Consider the following 18796-nt stretch of genomic DNA (forward strand, 5'->3'; position numbering starts at 1 on the left):
GGGTAACACAACTGGGAACCCGCCATGTCCGAGACGCTGCTGATTGGAGCCTTTCTCGCCGCCCTCTCCTACGTCCTTATTCCCGGACCGGCGTTTCTGGCGCTGCTCGGCATCGGCGCCGGCCAGGGGCGCAAGGCAGGCGCCTTGTTCATGGGCGGACACCTTGCCGGTGACGTTCTCTGGTCGACCCTGGCGCTGGTCGCAATCGTCGGCGCGCGCTCCGTCGGCACGACGATTTTCGATATCCTCGGTCTCTTCTGCGGCGCCTATCTCGGCTGGATCGGCTGGACGGCATTGCGCGCACGCCCCGCCGGCGAGAACCGCGCGCTCGTGACAGTCGAGCGTCCTTTGAGGCGCGGACTGATTTTTGGGCTCACCAATCCCAAGGGCTATCCGGTAGCGCTCGCAACCTTCACGGCGCTGCTTGCCAGCTCGGCCAACGCGCTCGAGTTCGATGCGCTGCCGGCGCTGCTCGGCGTCTCGCTGATCGGATTTCTCGTGGCCGATCTGATCCTGATCGTCATCATCGGCACCTCGGTCGTGCGGCGTTTCTACCGACGCCACGAACTCACGATCGTCCGGCTCTCCGGTCTCCTGTTCATCGGCTTTGCCGTTCAGGCGGTCTGGCACGCTGCCCCCGGGCTTCTCGGTTTGCGCAGGCCTTGACGGCAAGCCCCCTCACGACCACCTCCATTGCCTCCGCGTCCTGATGTCATAGATCAGCGACGCCCCTCCCCGGCCCCGCGTCGGACCGCATGCGAAAGGATTTCTGATGACCACCAGCACCCCGCTCAATCCCGCGCTCACCGCATGGACCGGCCACGAAGGCCTGCCGCGTTTCGACCTGGTGAAGGACGAGGATTTTGCTCCGGCGTTCGACGCGGCTTTCAGGGAACATGAGGCGGAGATCGACGCGATTGCCGAAAACCCGGCGGCGCCGACCTTCGAAAACACGATCATTGCGCTGGAGATCGCCGGTGACGGACTGTCGCGCGTATCCTCGATCTTCTGGAACAAGGCCGGCGCCGACACCAACGAGACGATCCAGGCGCTGGAGCGCGATATCGCGCCGAAGATGTCCCGGCACTATTCGAAAATCGGCATGAATGCGGCGCTGTTCAAGCGCATCGACACGCTGTGGGAAGGGCGCGCAGGGCTTGGCCTCGATCTTGAAGCGACGCGCGTACTCGAGCGCCACTGGAAGGGTTTCGTCAAATCCGGCGCCAAGCTCGCAAAGCCCGAGCAGGAGCGGCTGGCAGCGATCAACGAGAAACTCGCCGGCCTCGGCGCCAGGTTCGGGCAGAACGTGCTCGCCGATGAGAAGAGCTGGGTTCTGTTCCTGGAGAGCGAGGAACAGCTTGCCGGCCTGCCGGACTTCCTGCGCGACGCCATGGCGGCGGTCGCCGAAGACCGCGGCCAGAAGGGCAAGTATGCCGTCACCCTGTCGCGCTCGATCATCGAACCGTTCCTGACCTTCTCCGACAATCGCGAGCTTCGCGAGCAGGCCTTCCGCGCCTGGATCGCGCGCGGTGAAAATGGCGGCGACACCGACAATCGCGGGCTGATCGCCGAGATGCTGGCGCTGCGGGCCGAAAAGGCGAAGCTGCTCGGCTATGATAACTTCGCGTCGCTGAAGCTCGACGATACCATGGCGAAGACGCCCACTGCCGTGAACGGCCTGCTGATGCAAGTCTGGGAAAAGGCGGTTGCCCGCGCCCGCGAGGAAGAGGCCGAGCTTGCCCGGCTCGTTGCCGACGAGGGCCGCAATCACGACGTCATGCCCTGGGACTGGCGCCATTACGCCGAGAAGCTCCGCGCCGAGAAGTTCAATTTCTCCGAAGGCGAACTCAAGCCTTACCTGCAGCTCGAAAAGATCATCGAGGCCTGCTTCGATGTCGCCAAGCGTCTGTTCGGCATTACCGCGACGGAGAAGAAGGGCATTGCCGCCTACCATCCCGACGTGCGCGTCTTCGAGGTCAAGGATGCATCCGGCAAGCTGGTGGCATTGTTCCTTGGCGACTACTTCGCCCGGTCTTCGAAGCGCTCCGGTGCGTGGATGAGTTCGTTCCAGTCGCAGCACAAGCTCAAGCTGAAGAATGGCGCCGAAGGCGAGCTGCCGATCATCTACAACGTCTGCAATTTCGCCAAGCCCGCCGAGGGCAAGCCGGCGCTTCTGTCGCTCGATGATGCCCGAACGCTCTTCCACGAGTTCGGGCACGCCTTGCATGGCATGCTATCCAACGTCACCTACCCTTCGGTGTCCGGCACGGGTGTGTCGCGTGACTTCGTCGAGCTGCCGTCGCAGCTTTACGAACATTGGCTGACGGTGCCGGAGATCCTGAAGCGTTATGCGGTGCACTACCAGACCGGCGAGCCGATGCCGCAGGCGCTGCTCGACAAGGTGCTGGCGGCGCGAACCTTCAATTCGGGCTTCGCAACAGTCGAGTTCACGTCGTCCGCACTGGTCGATATGGCCTATCATACGGCCGCGGTGACGGCGGAACCGATGGCGCTCGAAGCCAAGAAGCTCGATGAGATCGGCATGCCGAAATCCATCGTCATGCGCCATCGCAGCCCGCACTTCCTGCACGTCTTCTCGGGCGACGGCTACTCGGCCGGCTACTATTCCTACATGTGGTCGGAAGTGCTCGACGCCGATGCCTTCGCCGCCTTCGAGGAAACCGGCAACGTTTTCGATCCGGCCATGGCCGCCCGCCTCAAGGGCAATATCTATTCGGTCGGCGGCTCGATCGATCCGGAGGATGCCTACAAGGCCTTTCGCGGCAAACTGCCGAGCCCGGATGCGATGCTCGCGAAAAAGGGCCTGGCTGCCTGAGCCACGCGGAACTCCGATCACGCCATCCGGCGTGATCGGTTGTTCCAAAGTCCCCGCACTGTCTCGCAAGCAGCCTCGAAGTCGTCGTAATTGCGCAGACTGACAAGGGCGGCAGCCGCCGTCGTAATGATGGTGGTTTCCGCGCGCTCGTCGCGGGCAGCACCAGTCCAAACCGCCTGCCAGTATTCGCGGCTGCTCAAGCCGGTGCGCGGTTCGGCCGGCGGCGCGATTTTCGCGGGAATGATGACTTCGGAGGCTTCGCCGCCGACAAGGCGGAAAAGGGGCGTCTGGCGGTAGGGCGTGAACTCAGCGTGGTCGCGGGTGTTGCCGAGGATCGTCAACTCTCTCGTGCCGAGCAGCATGGCGATGTCGCGGCTGAGCGTGCGGCTCGAGGGATTGGCGACGCCGAGAAGGCTTGTCCGTCCGCCCATCGGATTGATGAGGTGTATGGCGGCGTTTAGCGGCATGCGCATCTCCATCAGCCGATAGAGCCCCAGCAAGCGATAGACCTGCGGCGCAAAGGCCGAGAGCGGCAGATAGGCGATGCCTGCCGACCGAAGCGCTGTCTTGGCGGCCGTGATCGACGTGCAGATCGGGATGCCGGCTGCGGAAGCGGCCACCTCCAGCTTGTACCGATCCGTACCCTCTTCACCGTAGCTTCCATGCAGCACGACGCGATGCCCGGCATCGACGACAAGCCGTGCCGCATGCAGGAACCAGGGCGCAGTCTTCAATTTGGGCGAGAGGTAGCAGGGCCAATCGAGGTCGGCGATGCCGTTTCCCGGTTCAATTGCGCCGATATGGCGGCGCATGGCGCGCACGAAACCGGCCACCTCCACCGCCGTCGGTCCGCGATAATGCAGCACCGTCATCAGCGCACCGATCTGCACCGGGTCCGCTTCGCCGGCAAGGATGATCGCCAGCGCGTCCTCGGCCTCCTCTTCGCTCAAGGGGCGGCTGCGGCCGGCGCCGGTGCCGACAGTCGCGATGCAGCGAGCCAATCGTCGTTCAGGGGCGGCATCGTCGCCGATTTCGGCCAGCTTTGCGGCGAACTGTTCCGGTGCCGGCTCCCCCTCAAGCAGGCGGCTTGGCCGGACCGCCAGCGGTGGTGCGTCGGTCAGTGCCTGCCCTTCCCAGCCGGCGTGACCTGTCTGTGTGGGTGCGGACGCGGAGCCAGCGGCGCGTGCGTCAAGCAGGGCTTCGGTCTCTGCGGCAAGAGCGCGCACGCGTAGCCGCAGAGACTCGGCAAGCGGGGTCGGGCGCAGGCCATGACCTGTGCGCAGGAACAGCGGATCGGCATAGTCCTCACGCAATTGACCGAGCAAGCGGCTCATTGCCGAGGGCTGCAGACCGACGCTTGAAGCGGCACGGCTGACGCTGTTTTCGCGTAGCAGTGCGTCCAGCGCCAGGAGCAGGCGCAGCTTGCTCAGATCCGTCTGACGTTCGTTGGACGCCGACGCGCCTCCTGTCACGCTCGCCGTTGCTTTCGCCATGGTTCCGTCCCGCCTTTCTGTCTCATCCGGCATATTCGCGGGCGCTGTTTTGCGTCGTTTCGTATTTGGAACGGTTCCAAAACAGCGTCGTTGACCGTCTCCCTCGCCAATAACTAAGTGGAGTTCATTACTCAAGATATATGCGGGGCGAAGATGATGAAGCGGATGGGGCCTGAGACCGAAACCGAGGGGCAGCGGCAAGGGGACCGCTGGAACCGGTGCGGCTCGGCCGGATGGTCACGTCGTTTCGTCTGCGCCTGCCTCGCCGGCACGGCGCTGACGGTGCCGACGGAAGCCTTGGCACAGAAGGCCAAGGAAAAGGAGAAGGAGAAGGCGACCGAACTCGAGCAGATTGTGGTGACGGCGACCGGGTTCGAGCAAAACGTCAAGGATGCGCCGGCGAGCATCACGGTGATCTCGGGCGAAGACCTGCAAAAGCGGTCGTTCCGCGATCTCACCGATGCGCTTCGCGACGCGCAAGGGGTTGCGGTGACAGGTGTCGCCAACGAGCGCGACATCTTCATCCGCGGCCTGCCCGGCTCCTACACGCTGATTCTTGTCGACGGAAAGCGCCAGAGCACGCGTGACGCGCGCACCAATGGCAACTCCGGTTTCGAGCAGAGCTTCATTCCGCCGGCCGCCGCCATCGAGCGTATCGAGATCGTCCGTGGGCCGATGTCGTCGCTCTACGGTTCCGATGCCATGGGTGGGGTCATCAACATCATCACCCGCAAGGTCGCCGACAGCTGGACCGGCTCGTTCACCACCGACGGCACGATGCAGCAGCACAAGCAGTTCGGCAATTCGGGCCAAATGTCGTTCTATACCAGCGGGCCGATCCTGAAAGACACGCTCGGCGTACAGATCTGGGGCCGCGGCCTGAAGCGCAGTGAGGACAGGTTCCTTTCCGGCATCACCGGTTCGAAGGAACACGATCTGACGGCGCGGCTTTCCTATACGCCGAACGAGGATCATGACTTCTTCCTCGAAGGCGGGACCGCACGGCTTCGCCGCGATGCCAATGTCGGCAAGACGATCGAGCCTGGACCGCGCGCGGTCAGCACCTACAACGACAACGACCGCGATCACTGGTCGTTCTCCCATACGGGGCGCTGGGGACCGACGACGTCTGACTTCTCCATCCTGCAGGAATGGGCGGAGCGCCGGACCTACAACTACAGCCAGGCAGACGGTCGCTTCGTCAAGCAGCCGCGCGCGCCCGAGGTGCGCAACACCGTCATCGACGGCAAGTTCACCACTCCCTTCGATCTCGGCGGCAGCCACACGCTGGTGACTGGCGGGCAATATTTCGAGGCGCGGCTTTCCGACCAGAACCCGGGTCGACGCACGGGCTTGAACGAGACCTTCTCGGCGACGCAATGGGCGCTGTTTGCCGAAGACGAATGGCGCATGGTCGATGACTTCGCGCTGACCACGGGCCTGCGTCTCGATCATCATGAGGAATATGGCTACCACTTGAGCCCGCGCATCTACGGCGTCTGGAACGCGACCGACATGCTGACGGTAAAGGGCGGCATTTCCACCGGCTTCCGTGCGCCCGATATCCGCAGCATCGCGCCGGGTTATGCCTATACGACCGGCGGTGGCGGTTGCTCCTATGGTCCGACCGGCACCTGCGGCGTGATCATCGCCGACCCGAACCTGAAGGCCGAATCGAGCACGAGCTATGAAATCGGCGCGGTTTGGGACAATGGCGACGTCATTCTCGGTGGTGCCTATTTCTATACGGATTTCCGGGACAAGATCTCCAACTCGATGGTGCTGGATTCGGCCGGCAATCCGGTGCGCTGGAGCGAGGACCCGAACTACCGCCTCTGGTACAACTACAATATCGACGACGCGATCATTCAGGGCGTCGAGCTGACCGCGACCTGGAATGCGACGCCGGATCTGACACTTCGCGCGAGCTACACCTACACGCAGTCCGAACAGAAGACCGGCACCTTTGCCGGCTTCCCGCTGGCGCGCACGCCGGAACACATGGCCAATCTCAGGGCTGATTGGTACACGCCGGTCGAAGGGCTAGAAGCCTGGGCTTCCGTCAACTATCACGGCGAAGAGATCGCCGCCGGCCCGCGCATCGGCACCAACGGCAAGCCGGTGACGATCAACGGCCAGCAGGGCCGCAAGTACGACGCCTATACGACGGTCGATATCGGCACGAAATATGATGTCGGCGAGGGCCTGACGCTGAACGCCGCGGTCTACAATCTCTTCGACAAGGAAGTCGAGCAGACCGATTTCAACACGGTCATGGAAGGCCGCCGCTTCTGGATGAGCCTGACGGCAACATTCTGATCATCCGGCCGGTCCCCGCCCGGCTCCCGATCGAACAGACGGCGCCCGGAAGGCGCCGTCTGTCATTTCTCAAGCGCCGCTCTTTCTCAGGCGCTTTGGTCCACGCCGAGGGTCGATAGCAGGCTTTTCATTCTCTGGAGCGCCAGTTCCGGCCGGTCGAGCACATTGGCGCGGTCGGCGAGGCGGAAGATATCGGCGTAGTGCAGCACCCCGCGGGCGGACTGCATGCCGGCGGGCATGGTGAAGTGGCGCTGGTGGCCGTTCAGCCAGGCGAGGAGCACGACTCCGGCCTTGTAATACTGTGTCGGCGCCTCGAAGATCTTGCGGGACAAGGGCACGGTCGGCTCGATAACGCCGCGGAAGGTGGCGAGATCGTCCTTCGCCAGCGCCGCGAGTGCCTTGGAGGCGGAGGGCGCCACCGCATCGAAGATGCCGAGCAGCGCGTGGCTGTACTTCGTGCCGTCGCCCTCGATCAGTTCGGCATAGTTGAAGTCGTCGCCGGTAAAGCAGAGCACGCCTTCGGGCAGGCGATTGCGCAGTGCCACTTCCTTGGCGTTTTCGAGCAGCGAAATCTTGATGCCTTCGACCTTGTCGCGGTTGGCTTCGATGATCGAGAGCACCGTATCGAGCGCCTGGTCGAAATTCTCCGAACCCCAATAGCCCCGAAGTTGCGGATCGAACATGTCGCCGAGCCAATGCAACACCACCTTGTGCCTGGTCTGGCCGAGGATGCGGCCATAGACGAAGCGATAGTCGTCGGCCGATTGCGCGACGCGGGCGAGCGCCCGGCTTGCCATCATGATCGCCCTGCCCCCCTCGCCTTCGACGAAGCCGACCTGTTCCTCATAGGCGGCAATCACATCGTCAAGCGCGCGCGCATCGGTGGGCGCAAGTTGGTCGGTGCCGGCGCCACAGGCAAGATCGGCGCCCGGAGCCTGCCGCGCATCGCTGAGCGAGCGGCGGATCAACTCCTGCGCGCCCGGCCAGGCAAGACCCATGCCGCGTTGGGCGGTGTCCATCGCCTCGGCGATTTTGAAACCCAGGCTCCAGAGGTGATGGCGAAACGCCATCGTCGCGTCCCAGTCGATCGCCGGGTTGCCCCAGGGATCGAGATCCTTGAGCGGATCCGAGACCACATGGGCGGCCGCATAGGCGATGCGGTTGAAGGTCGGCGGCGTGTTGGGCCGTTCGATCGGCGTTCCGGTCAGGCGATACTGTTCAAGCGAGCCGTCTTGGCGCGGCAGCGTCAGGCTTGTCATTGGGGTTGGTCTCCTCCGCGGACGTTTGTCTTGGAATACTTTGGATCGTTCCAAATGGCAAGCGGCAATGTTTTTCAGGCGAGGCGATCCTCCTCCAGGCGATTGCGGATCTTCAATAATATCATTGAAATTCAATTAAATAATCCGTCAAACCGCAGATCGCGACGCTTCTCAAGGTGCCTTTTGTCTAGACCGAGCGCGGCTGGACGGGAAAAAAGTGATCAACCAACTCTTGACGAAATTGGAACGTTCCAATTATGAAAGAAGAAAGCAGGCAGAAGAATTCGGGAGGATGCTGTGGTCAAGGAGAGGGTAACGGTCATCGATATTGCGCACGCTGCCGGCGTGTCGAAGTCGACCGTGTCGCTCGTTCTTCAGGGTAGCTCGCTCGTCAATGAGGCGACGCGCGCCAAGGTGAATGCCGCCATCCGCGATCTCGGCTATGTCTATAATCGCGGCGCTGCCAATCTTCGGCAATCGAAGTCCAAGATCATCGGCATCGTCGTCAACGATCTCACCAACAGCTTCTTTGCGGAACTCGCCGTCGGCGTCGATGCGGTCGTGCAATCGGCAGGCTTCGTGCAGTTTCTTGCCAATACCGGCGAAAAGATCGAGCGCCAGCGCGAAGTGGTCGCGTCGATGCGCGAGCATGGCGTTTCCGGCCTGATCATTTCGCCGGCGCGTGGCACCGAAGCGGCCGATCTTGCGCCTTTGGTCGAGAGCGGCATTCCCGTCGTGCTCGTCGTCCGCGACATTGCCGGTGCAAATGTCTCTTCGCTGATCTCCGACAACCACGCTGGTGCCGTGGCCGCGGTGCGTCATCTGATCGAACGTGGTCACCAGCGCATCGCCTTCCTCGGCGGTTTTTCCGACACCGCCGTCTTCGAGGCGCGCATGCGCGGCTACCGCGATGCGCTCGTCGAGGCCGGCATGCCGGTTTCGGAATCGCTGATCATCGGTTCGGCGCCGTCGCGTGCCGGCGGGGTGACGGCGGTGGAGCAGGCGATGATGCTCGCCGACCGGCCGACGGCCGCACTCTGCTTCAATGATGCGGTCGCTTTCGGCGTCTGCGATGGCCTGAGGGCCCGGCGGCTTGAGCCGGGTGCCGATTTCGCCGTTATCGGTTTCGACGACGTGATCGAGGCGAAGACAGCAGTTCCGGCGCTGACGACGGTGTCCGTCGATCCGCAAGGCATGGGCCAACGGGCGGCCGAGCTGCTGTTGAAGCAGATCAAGGCCGGTAAGGCGGAGCCGGAAGCCATCGTCGGTTCGGTTCGTCTCGTCGTTCGCCAGAGCTGCGGCGCAGCAGTCGAGAGAAAAAGGGAGGCACTGGCATGACACGGTGGGGTCTGATCGGCGCAAGCACGATTGCGCGCGAATGGGTGATCGGCGCAATCCGCGCCGCCGGAGGCGAGGTCGTCTCCGTCATGAGCACGAGCGCGGAGCGCGGCGCGGCTTACGCCGAGGAGAACGGCATCGCCAAGTCGGTGGCCACTGTTGCCGAACTCGTCGGCGATCCCGATGTCGATGCCGTCTATGTCTCCACCACCAACGAACTCCATCGCGAGCAGACGCTGGCGGCGATCGCTGCCGGCAAGCATGTGCTCTGCGAGAAGCCGCTGGCGATGACGCTGGAGGATGCGCGTGACATGGTGAGCGCAGCGCAGGAAGCGGGTGTCGTTCTTGCTACCAACCACCACCTGCGCAATGCCGCCAGCCACCGCGCAATGCGCGATGCGATCGCCGAGGGCAGGATCGGCCGACCGATTGCAGCCCGCGTCTTCCACGCCGTCTATCTGCCGCCGCATCTCCAGGGCTGGCGACTGGAGAGGCCGGACGCCGGCGGCGGCGTCATTCTCGACATCACCGTGCATGACGCCGATACGCTGCGCTTCATCCTCAACGACGATCCGATCGAGGCCGTTGCCATCAGTCACAGTGCCGGCATGGGCAAGGAAGGCCTGGAGGATGGCGTCATGGGTGTCATCCACTTCCGCTCCGGCGTCATCGCTCAGTTCCACGATGCCTTCACCACCAAATACGCAGAGACCGGTCTTGAGGTGCATGGCACCGAAGGATCGCTGATCGGCCGCAACGTGATGACGCAGAAGTCGATCGGCATGGTGACGCTGCGCAACGCCGATGGCGAGAGCGAGCTGACGCTCGACCACCGCAATCTCTACGAAACAGCGCTTTCCGCTTTCCATGCCGCTGCCCAAGGCAACGGCCGTCCATCTGCGACGGGCGAGGATGGCGTCTGGTCGCTGGCAACGGGCCTTGCCGTCGTCAAGGCGGCGGCCACCGGCCAGGCCGTGGCGATCGAAACGGGACTTTGAACTCATGTCGATGAACAAGCACATCTCGCCGGCCGAAGCGGCTGCCCTGATCCCGGATGGCGCGGTGGTTTCGGTCTCCTCGTCCAGCGGACTCGGCTGCCCGGATCTGATGCTCAAGGCGATCGGCGAGCGGTTCGAGACGACCGGCCACCCACGCGACCTGACGACGCTGCATCCGATTGCCGCCGGCGACATGAGCGGCATCAAGGGCGTCGACTATATCGCCAAGAAGGGTCTGCTGAAGAAGATCATCGGCGGCTCCTATCCCTCGGGTCCGTCGAGTGCGGAACCGCCGTTGATCTGGCAGATGATCGGCGCTGACGAAGTGGCAGCCTACAACGTGCCCTCCGGCATCCTCTTCGACATGCACCGCGAGGCGGCGGCCAAGCGCCCGGGCGTGATGACCAAGATCGGCCTCGACACCTTCGTCGATCCGTCGCGCGAAGGCTGCGCCATGAATGCTTCGGCCGCGGCTGAGCCCGTGGTTAAGAAGGTCTCGTTCGAAGGCGAGGACTGGCTCTATTTCAAGGCGATCGCGCCGCAAGTGGCGATCATCCGCGCGACGACGGCGGACGAGCGCGGCAATCTCACCTACGAGCACGAGGGCGCCTATCTCGGTGGTCTCGACCAGGCGCTCGCTGCCCGCAACAATGGCGGCATCGTCATTGCCCAGGTCAAGCGCATCACCAAGGAAGGCTCACTGAAACCCCACGACGTGCGCGTGCCGGGCGTGCTGGTGGATTATGTCATCGTCGATCCCGATCAGAAGCAGACGACCCAGACGCTCTACGATCCGGCGATTTCCGGCGAGATCTTCCGGCCGCTCGACAGTTTCCGGGTGCCGGAATTCAATATCCAGAAGGTGATCGCCCGCCGCGTGGCGCAGGAGCTTGAAGCCGGCAGCGCCGTCAATCTCGGCTTCGGCATTTCGGCCAATGTGCCGCGCATCCTGCTCGAAGAGGGGCTGCACGGTGCGGTCACCTGGGTGATCGAGCAGGGCGCTGTCGGCGGTGTGCCGCTGCTCGACTTCGCCTTCGGCTGCGCCTCCAATGCCGATGCCTTCATGCCCTCGCCCTATCAGTTCACTTATTTCCAGGGCGCCGGCTTCGATGCCTCGCTGCTCTCCTTCCTTGAGATCGATCGCAACGGCTCGGTCAACGTGTCGAAACTCTCTTTCCGCCCGCATGTGACGGCCGGCGCCGGCGGTTTCGTCGACATAACGGCACGGGCGAAGAAGATCGTCTTCTCCGGCATGTTCAATGCCGGCGCCAAGCTCGCGGTCGCCGACGGCAAACTGGTGATCGAAAAGGAAGGCAAGCTGAAGAAGCTGGTCAACGAGGTCGAACACGTCACCTTCTCAGGCCGTCGCGGCATCGAGCAGGGCCAGGACATCACCTATATCACCGAGCGCTGCGTGATGAAGCTGACGCCCGAGGGCGTGATGCTGACCGAGATCGCGCCGGGAGTCGACCTGCAGGCGCATATTCTCGACCAGTCGGAATTCCCACTGATCGTTTCCGACAGACTGAAGACCATGGATGCGGGTCTGTTCCAGGATGCATTGCTTGGTCTTGAACTGCCGAAGAAGCCGGCGCGCCGGCTTCAGGGAGGCGACCGTGGCTGAAGGCCGTATCCGCATCGAGGTTGATGGACCGATCGCGACCATGACGGTTGCCCGTCCGGACAAGCTCAATGCCTTCGATATCGACATGCTGAAGGCGTTGGCATCGGCTTGCGACGAGATTGAAGCCGACCGCAATGTGCGTGTCGTCATCCTCACCGGCGAGGGCAAGGCATTTTCGGCCGGCGGTGACATCAAAGCCTGGGGCGGTATGGATGCGCCTGCCTTCGGGCATGACTGGGTACGGTTCGGCCACCGCGTGTTCGAGCGGCTGGCGACGCTGCGCATGCCCGTCATCGCCGCTCTTAACGGCCATGCGCTTGGCGGTGGGCTGGAACTGGCGGCGGCCGCCGATATCCGGCTGGCCGAAGCGCAGATCAAGATCGGGCTGCCGGAGACGAGCCTCGGCATGGTGCCCGGCTGGTCGGGCACGCAGCGCCTCGTCTCTCGCTTTGGCGCCCAGATCGTCAGGCGCATGGTGCTGGGCGGCGAGATGTTCACCGCCGAGGCTGCTCTGCGCGAAGGTCTGGTCGATGCCGTCGTCGAGACCGGCACGGTGCTTTCAGCTGCCCGCGATTATGCGGCGCGTGTCGCCAAGCGCGGGCCTGCGGCGCTCGAGATTTCGAAACTGATGCTCGCTTCGGCGAATGGCGAAGACAACGGATCCGCAGTCGAAGCGCTCGGCTCGATCCTTGTCGCCAAGACCGGCGACCTCAAGGAAGGTGTCGTTGCCTTCTCCGAAAAGCGTGAAGCCCAATTCAAGGGAGAATGGTAATGACCGTGCTCGTGAAACCCAAGCCGATCGACGGCCAAAAGGTTCGCGCCTTCCAGATGCTGATCGACGGCAAATGGGTGGACAGCGCCGAGGGCCGTACGATCGAGCGCGTGGCGCCGGGCCACGGCGTCGTCGTCAGCCGCTATCAGGCGGGCACCAAGGCCGACGCCGAAAAAGCGATTGCTGCCGCACGCCGTGCCTTCGACGAGGGCACCTGGCCGCGCATGACCGCTTCGCAGCGTTCGCTGGTGCTTTTGCGCGCAGCCGATATCATTGCCGAGCGCGCCGATGAGCTTGCCTATCTCGATGCGATCGAATCCGGCAAGCCGATCAGCCAAGCCAAGGGCGAACTCGGCGGTGCCGCCGATATCTGGCGCTACGCCGCGGCTCTCGCCCGCGATCTGCATGGCGAAAGCTACAACACGCTCGGTGACGGTACACTTGGCGTCGTGCTGCGCGAGGCGATCGGTGTCGTCTCGATCATCACGCCCTGGAATTTCCCGTTCCTGATCGTCAGCCAGAAGCTGCCCTTTGCGCTGGCCGCTGGCTGCACCACTGTCGTCAAGCCGTCCGAGCTGACCTCGGCCTCGACGCTGCTGCTCGGTGAAATCCTCGAAGCCGCCGGCGTTCCCGCCGGCGTGGTCAACATCATCACCGGCACGGGGCCGGAGGTCGGCGCGCCAATGACGACGCATCCGGATGTCGACATGGTGTCCTTCACCGGCTCGACCGGCGTCGGCCGCCTGACCATGGCCAATGCTGCCCAGACGCTGAAGAAGGTCTCGCTGGAACTCGGCGGCAAGAACCCGCAGATCGTTTTCCCCGACGCCAATCTCGACGAATTCATCGATGCCGCCGTCTTCGGCGCCTATTTCAATGCCGGCGAATGCTGCAATGCCGGCTCGCGATTGATCCTGCACCGTGACATCGCCGACGAGGTGACGCGCCGCATCGCCGAGCTCTCGGCCAAGGTGAAGGTCGGCGATCCGCTCAATCCGGAAACCCAGGTCGGCGCAATCATCACGCCGCAGCATCTGGAAAAGATCGCCAGCTATGTTTCTGCTGCTTCCAAGGATGGCGCTGCGGTTGCCCATGGCGGCACCGCGCTCGATCTCGGCATGGGCCAGTTCATGGCGCCGACGATCCTTTCTTCCGTGCGCCCGGACATGGCGGTGGCGCGCGAAGAAGTGTTCGGCCCGGTTCTCTCGGTGCTGACCTTCGAGACGACGGAAGAGGCGATCGGCATCGCCAATGCGATCGACTATGGTCTTTCGGCCGGGGTGTGGAGCCGCGACTTCGACACCTGCCTGACGATCGGCCGCCGCGTGCGCGCCGGCACCATCTGGATGAACACCTTCATGGATGGTGCGTCGGAACTGCCCTTCGGCGGCTACCGCCAGTCCGGCCTCGGCCGCGAACTCGGCCGGCATTCGGTCGAGGATTACACCGAGACCAAGACGCTCAACATGCATATGGGGCCGCGTACCGGCTGGTGGATGCCGCGCTAAGGCTGAAACAGGGGAGGAGAGGACATGCGGACGATGGGGAGAACATTGGGGCAGGAGGCAGCGTCACGTGACACCGCCTTGCGTGCCGTGTTCGCCCGCTCAGCCGGCCGCGCCGAAGCTCGATGGGATCTGCGGACAGAGCAGCAGCTGCAGCTTGCTGACGTCGCTTTCGCCGCCGATCTTCTGCAGGAGCACCCGGCCCATGTCCTCGCCGGTCGCCGTCAGGTCCTCGTAGATCGTCTCGACCTGCGGCTGGATGGCGCTCAGGAGATGCGAGGTCTGCTTGGCGACGATGTCGTATTCGCGTCCGAGCGTCAGCCCGCAATCGCTCATGCCGGTGATGGTTGCGAGCGCGCAGACTTCGCCGCCGCACATGAAACTGTCCGGTGGATCGGGCTCGGCGTAGCGCTGGCGCACGCGGTCGCGGATGGCGCCTGCCGGGCTGTCGAGATCGATGCCCGAGAGGATTTCGTAGGCGCAGCCCGCCTCGCGCACGGCGGTCATGAAGCCGTGCTGAAGATGGCCGGCAAAGGTGAAATCGGCGGGGCCACTGATCAGGGCCGGCTTGCGCCTGCCCTTGGCGATCAGGCGCTTCGTCGCCTGGTAGGAAAAGGTGAAGTTGTCGTAGTCGACATAGGGATGCGGGGTGGAAAGCTCCGTGCGCCCATGGGTGACGAAGGGAAAGCCGAGATCGGACAGCAATCGGACCCGGGGATCGAGCGGTTCCGTGCGCGAGAAGATCAGGCCATCGGCCATCGCGTTGCGGGTGATGTAGTTGACCGCCTCGACATTGGTCGAGTTCAGGAAGTTCGGCATGACGATCAGGTGGTAGGCCGTGCCCTGAAGTGCCTTGGCGATGCCGCTCATGATCGAGGTGCCGTAGCCGAGGATTTCCTCGTGCGGGTCGAGCAGCACGCCGATGACATTGGTGCGGCCGGTCTTCAGGCGCTGGGCGGCGCGGTCGGGCGAATAGCCGATCTCGTCTGCGACCTCGCGCACTCGCTTGCGGGTATCGAGCGAGATCTGCGGCGCATCGGAAAGGGCACGCGAAACGGTGGTGACCGCAAGGCCGGTGATTTCCGCGATCGTGCGAAGGGTCGGCTTGCCGCGCTTGACGGCAGAACCAATGTCTTCGGCGTGGGCGGGCTTGGAGGGATCGGCCAATGCTAGTCTTTCTGAACGCGGGCGGGAGCGGTGTTTGTATCGTGGTGCGAGGGCTTAGGCAATCGAATCATGAAAACGTTTTAAATCTCGCATCGCGGCACGGCGTGCTGCACTGCAATAGCTAATGTGAGCTATATAATTCAGTAAATTCAAACGGTTCCGAAGGTGCTAAAATACAAAATGGCGGAATGCTTGACTTGCTGAATTTATAACGTTTTAAATGGCCAGCCGCTGGCTGAAGCGGCGCGAATTCCGGGGTGGAGGAGGTTCCGCCTCGTTAACTTGCAAACGGGAGGAAAACGATGCGCAAGTTGATGACGACGACGGCCGTTGTGGCGCTGATGATGGCGGCCACCGCCGCGCGCGCAGCCGAAAATGTGGAAGTTCTGCACTGGTGGACATCCGGTGGCGAAGCCGCCGCACTCGACGTTCTGAAGAAGGACCTGGAAAGCAAGGGCATCACTTGGACCGACATGCCGGTTGCCGGCGGTGGCGGTACGGAAGCGATGACGGTTCTGCGCGCTCGCGTCACCGCGGGCAACGCTCCGACCGCCGTGCAGATGCTCGGCTTCGACATTCTCGACTGGGCCAAGGAAGGCGCACTCGGCAACCTCGACGAGACCGCTTCCAAGGAAGGCTGGGACAAGGTGATCCCGACCGCCCTGCAGCAATTCTCGAAGTATGACGGCCACTGGATCGCAGCGCCGGTCAACGTGCATTCGACCAACTGGGTCTGGATCAACAAGGCCGCCCTCGACAAGGCTGGCGGCAAGGAGCCGACCAACTGGGACGAACTGGTTGCCCTGCTCGACAACTTCAAGGCCCAGGGGATCACCCCGATCGCCCATGGCGGCCAGCCCTGGCAGGATGCGACGATCTTCGACGCCGTCGTGCTTTCGCTCGGCACCGACTTCTACAAGCAGGCTTTCATCGATCTCGACCCGGCAGCGCTCGGCGGTGACAAGATGAAGGAAGCCTTCGACCGCATGACGAAGCTCCGCTCCTATGTCGACGACAACTTCTCGGGCCGTGACTGGAACCTCGCTTCCGCCATGGTCATAGAGAACAAGGCCGGCCTGCAGTTCATGGGCGACTGGGCCAAGGGCGAATTCCTGAAGGCCAAGAAGGTGCCGGGCACCGATTTCGTCTGCATGCGTTTCCCGGGTACGCAAGGGTCCGTGACCTTCAACTCCGACCAGTTCGCGATGTTCAAGGTTGCCGACGACAAGGTTCCGGCCCAGCTCGCCATGGCTTCGGCGATCGAAAGCCCGACCTTCCAGTCGGCCTTCAACGTGGTCAAGGGCTCGGTCCCGGCCCGCACCGACGTTCCGGACACGGACTTCGACGCCTGCGGCAAGAAGGGCATCAAGGACCTGGCAGAAGCCAACACCAACGGCAAGCTCTTCGGCTCCATGGCCCATGGCCATGCCAACCCGGCTGCCGTGAAGAACGCGATCTACGACGTCGTGACGCGCGAGTTCAACGGCGAACTGACGTCCGAAGAGGCCGTCAAGGAACTGGTCTCGGCCGTCGAGGCCGCGAAGTAACGGGCTCGCTCCGGGGCGCACTCTAGGCGCCCCGGACACCCCATTCCGACATGCAAGCGCCGTCGAACCGCCGTGGCCAACAGGACGCGGGGAGGGGCGCTTTGATACCCAGAACCTCGCGCGGATGCCGATATCAGGGATTTCCCGACGGCCGCGCCAGAAGTGGTGAACGTTCATGGATAGCCGCAGTCGCCTGCAGGACCTGATACCGAAGCTGGTGCTTGCCCCGAGCTTCCTCATCGTCCTGATCTTTGTCTATGGCTTTATTGCCTATACCGGCTTTCTGTCGATGACGGACAGCAAGATGCTGCCGTCCTACAATTTCGTCGGGTTAAGCAATTATTCGAAGCTGTGGGCGCTGCCGCACTGGTGGCGGGCGGTGAGCAACCTGGCGATCTTCGCCGCGCTCTATATCGCCATCTGCTCCGTGCTCGGCCTTGGGCTCGCGATCCTGCTCGACCAGAAGATCCGGGCCGAAGGTTTCCTGCGGCCGATCTACCTCTACCCGATGGCACTCTCGTTCATCGTGACCGGAACGGCCTGGAAGTGGTTCCTCGATCCCGGCATCGGCCTTGAGAACACCATGCACCTCTGGGGCTGGGAGAGCTTCTCGTTCAACTGGATCAAGGACCGCAACTACGCGATCTACTGCGTCGTCATTGCCGCGGTCTGGCAGTCGACCGGCTTCATCATGGCGATGTTCCTTGCGGGCCTTCGCGGCGTCGACAACGAGATCATCAAGGCAGCGCAGATCGACGGCGCCAAGACCTCGACGATCTATCGCCGGATCATCATTCCCCTGATGCGGCCGGTGTTTCTTTCCGCATTCGTGGTGCTCGCGCATCTGGCGATCAAGGCCTACGACCTGATCATCGCGCTCACCGGCGGCGGCCCCGGCCAGGCGACCGAACTGCCGGCGACCTTCATGTATTCCTACACCTTCACCCGCAACCAGATGGGCATCGGCGCGTCCTCGGCGATCATCATGCTGGTGATGATCTTCTCGATCATCGTGCCCTATCTCTATTCCGAAATCCGGGGAGCACGACGCTGATGAGCGCTCCGAGCCCAGACAACATCATTTCGCACAACCGCCTCACCCGCGCGTTGATCTACACCGCGCTGATCCTCTTTGCGCTCTATTCGCTGTTGCCGCTCTACGTCATGCTGGTGAACTCGGTGAAGCCGCTCGACGAGATCCGCCAGGGCGGCATGCTCAACCTGCCGCAGACCTTTACGGTCGAGCCCTGGCTTCAGGCCTGGTCGACGGCGCAGATCGGCGTGCAGCCGACCGGCCTCAAACCCTTCTTCATCAACTCGATCCTGATGGTCGTGCCGGCCGTAGCAATCTCGACGATCATCGGCGCACTCAATGGCTATGTGCTGACGAAGTGGCGCTTTCCCGGTGCCAACATCTTCTTCGGCATGCTGCTGCTCTCGTGCTTCATCCCGTTCCAGATCGTGCTGATCCCGATGGCACGCATCCTCGGCATCCTTGGGATAGCCGGTTCGATCTGGGGCCTTATCTTCGTCCATGTGATCTACGGCATCGGCTTCACGACGCTCTATTTCCGCAACTACTACGAAGCGTTCCCGACCGAGCTGGTGCGCGCAGCGCAGATCGACGGCGCCAGCTTCTTCCAGATCTTCTGGCGCATCCTGTTGCCGTCCTCCGGTCCGATCATCGTCGTCTCGGTCATCTGGCAGTTCACCAACATCTGGAACGACTTCCTGTTCGGCGCGTCCTTCTCAGGCCCCTATTCGACGCCGATGACGGTCGCGCTGAACAACCTCGTTTCGTCCTCGACAGGCGTCAAGGAATACAACGTCCACTTCGCGGGCGCGATCCTCGCCGCCCTGCCAACGCTCATCGTCTACATCGTGTCCGGCCGCTACTTCGTTCGCGGGCTGATGTCGGGCGCCGTGAAAGGATAAGCT

The 18796-nt window shown here is 63.1% G+C and carries 14 protein-coding genes; 11 read left to right on the top strand and 3 right to left on the bottom strand.

Annotation, left to right across the window (positions count from 1 at the left end; translation table 11 throughout):
• The first annotated feature begins 24 nt into the window (after window positions 1-24).
• Together IB279_RS24705 and IB279_RS24710 are read left to right on the top strand one after the other, a co-directional pair.
• On the top strand, window positions 25-666 hold the full coding sequence (locus IB279_RS24705; RefSeq protein ID WP_060586602.1) for a LysE family translocator: 642 nt from the start codon (window positions 25-27) through the stop codon (window positions 664-666).
• A 106-nt stretch (window positions 667-772) separates the two neighbouring features.
• The gene (locus tag IB279_RS24710) at window positions 773-2836 is read left to right on the top strand and encodes a M3 family metallopeptidase (RefSeq protein WP_112771690.1); all 2064 of its coding nucleotides are present in this window, start codon (window positions 773-775) and stop codon (window positions 2834-2836) included.
• Between the two features lie 17 nt (window positions 2837-2853).
• Here the strand turns inward: IB279_RS24710 and IB279_RS24715 are convergent, their stop codons facing one another.
• Entirely contained in the window at window positions 2854-4329 is a 1476-nt protein-coding gene (locus IB279_RS24715) for a glycosyl transferase family protein (RefSeq protein WP_112771691.1), read from the bottom strand.
• A 153-nt stretch (window positions 4330-4482) separates the two neighbouring features.
• On the opposite strand from IB279_RS24715, the gene IB279_RS24720 reads away from it, so the two are divergent.
• Window positions 4483-6648, top strand: coding sequence for a TonB-dependent receptor domain-containing protein (locus tag IB279_RS24720; protein ID WP_234824473.1), 2166 nt, complete (start codon window positions 4483-4485; stop codon window positions 6646-6648).
• 86 nt (window positions 6649-6734) lie between these two features.
• On the opposite strand, the gene IB279_RS24725 is transcribed toward IB279_RS24720, so the two are convergent.
• On the bottom strand, window positions 6735-7907 hold the full coding sequence (locus tag IB279_RS24725) for a dihydrodipicolinate synthase family protein (protein ID WP_192339899.1): 1173 nt from the start codon (window positions 7905-7907) through the stop codon (window positions 6735-6737).
• A 297-nt stretch (window positions 7908-8204) separates the two neighbouring features.
• Between IB279_RS24725 and IB279_RS24730 the strand changes: the two genes are divergently transcribed.
• Genes IB279_RS24730 through IB279_RS24750 form a run of 5 tightly spaced genes read left to right on the top strand, consistent with a single transcriptional unit; the run spans window position 8205 to window position 14147 of the window.
• Window positions 8205-9245, top strand: coding sequence for a LacI family DNA-binding transcriptional regulator (locus IB279_RS24730; protein ID WP_034803047.1), 1041 nt, complete (start codon window positions 8205-8207; stop codon window positions 9243-9245).
• Window positions 9242-10243, top strand: a complete 1002-nt coding sequence (locus tag IB279_RS24735) for a Gfo/Idh/MocA family protein (RefSeq protein WP_112771693.1) — start codon at window positions 9242-9244, stop codon at window positions 10241-10243. Before IB279_RS24730 ends, IB279_RS24735 begins: the two co-directional genes overlap by 4 nt.
• 4 nt (window positions 10244-10247) lie before the next feature.
• Window positions 10248-11867: an acyl CoA:acetate/3-ketoacid CoA transferase gene (locus IB279_RS24740; protein WP_112771694.1), complete on the top strand. Its 1620-nt coding sequence runs from the start codon at window positions 10248-10250 to the stop codon at window positions 11865-11867.
• Window positions 11860-12639 (top strand): enoyl-CoA hydratase/isomerase family protein, encoded by a 780-nt coding sequence (locus IB279_RS24745; protein WP_090295199.1) that lies wholly within the window; start codon window positions 11860-11862, stop codon window positions 12637-12639. Before IB279_RS24740 ends, IB279_RS24745 begins: the two co-directional genes overlap by 8 nt.
• Window positions 12639-14147: an aldehyde dehydrogenase family protein gene (locus IB279_RS24750; RefSeq protein ID WP_060521498.1), complete on the top strand. Its 1509-nt coding sequence runs from the start codon at window positions 12639-12641 to the stop codon at window positions 14145-14147. The genes IB279_RS24745 and IB279_RS24750 overlap by 1 nt, the downstream gene beginning before the upstream one ends.
• Window positions 14148-14246: 99 nt before the next feature.
• On the opposite strand, the gene IB279_RS24755 is transcribed toward IB279_RS24750, so the two are convergent.
• Window positions 14247-15311, bottom strand: coding sequence for a LacI family transcriptional regulator (locus IB279_RS24755; RefSeq protein ID WP_034803036.1), 1065 nt, complete (start codon window positions 15309-15311; stop codon window positions 14247-14249).
• Between the two features lie 314 nt (window positions 15312-15625).
• Between IB279_RS24755 and IB279_RS24760 the strand changes: the two genes are divergently transcribed.
• From IB279_RS24760 to IB279_RS24770, 3 genes are all read left to right on the top strand, one after another.
• Window positions 15626-16858: an ABC transporter substrate-binding protein gene (locus IB279_RS24760; RefSeq protein ID WP_370689582.1), complete on the top strand. Its 1233-nt coding sequence runs from the start codon at window positions 15626-15628 to the stop codon at window positions 16856-16858.
• A gap of 175 nt (window positions 16859-17033) precedes the next feature.
• Entirely contained in the window at window positions 17034-17912 is an 879-nt protein-coding gene (locus IB279_RS24765) for a carbohydrate ABC transporter permease (RefSeq protein WP_060521497.1), read from the top strand.
• Entirely contained in the window at window positions 17912-18793 is an 882-nt protein-coding gene (locus IB279_RS24770; RefSeq protein ID WP_034803016.1) for a carbohydrate ABC transporter permease, read from the top strand. Before IB279_RS24765 ends, IB279_RS24770 begins: the two co-directional genes overlap by 1 nt.
• The last annotated feature ends 3 nt before the right edge of the window (window positions 18794-18796 follow it).

Origin of the sequence: Ensifer sp. ENS06 (assembly GCF_014852205.1) — a bacterium.
Taxonomy (GTDB): Bacteria; Pseudomonadota; Alphaproteobacteria; order Rhizobiales; family Rhizobiaceae; genus Ensifer; species Ensifer adhaerens.

Coding starts and splice junctions, on each gene's coding strand:
- IB279_RS24770 (WP_034803016.1), top strand. CDS start 17,912: ATGAGCGCTCCGAGCCCAGACAACATCATTTCGCACAACCGCCTCACC.
- IB279_RS24710 (WP_112771690.1), top strand. CDS start 773: ATGACCACCAGCACCCCGCTCAATCCCGCGCTCACCGCATGGACCGGC.
- IB279_RS24720 (WP_234824473.1), top strand. CDS start 4,483: ATGATGAAGCGGATGGGGCCTGAGACCGAAACCGAGGGGCAGCGGCAA.
- IB279_RS24735 (WP_112771693.1), top strand. CDS start 9,242: ATGACACGGTGGGGTCTGATCGGCGCAAGCACGATTGCGCGCGAATGG.
- IB279_RS24725 (WP_192339899.1), bottom strand. CDS start 7,907: ATGACAAGCCTGACGCTGCCGCGCCAAGACGGCTCGCTTGAACAGTAT.
- IB279_RS24740 (WP_112771694.1), top strand. CDS start 10,248: ATGTCGATGAACAAGCACATCTCGCCGGCCGAAGCGGCTGCCCTGATC.
- IB279_RS24715 (WP_112771691.1), bottom strand. CDS start 4,329: ATGGCGAAAGCAACGGCGAGCGTGACAGGAGGCGCGTCGGCGTCCAAC.
- IB279_RS24750 (WP_060521498.1), top strand. CDS start 12,639: ATGACCGTGCTCGTGAAACCCAAGCCGATCGACGGCCAAAAGGTTCGC.
- IB279_RS24760 (WP_370689582.1), top strand. CDS start 15,626: ATGACGACGACGGCCGTTGTGGCGCTGATGATGGCGGCCACCGCCGCG.
- IB279_RS24765 (WP_060521497.1), top strand. CDS start 17,034: ATGGATAGCCGCAGTCGCCTGCAGGACCTGATACCGAAGCTGGTGCTT.
- IB279_RS24705 (WP_060586602.1), top strand. CDS start 25: ATGTCCGAGACGCTGCTGATTGGAGCCTTTCTCGCCGCCCTCTCCTAC.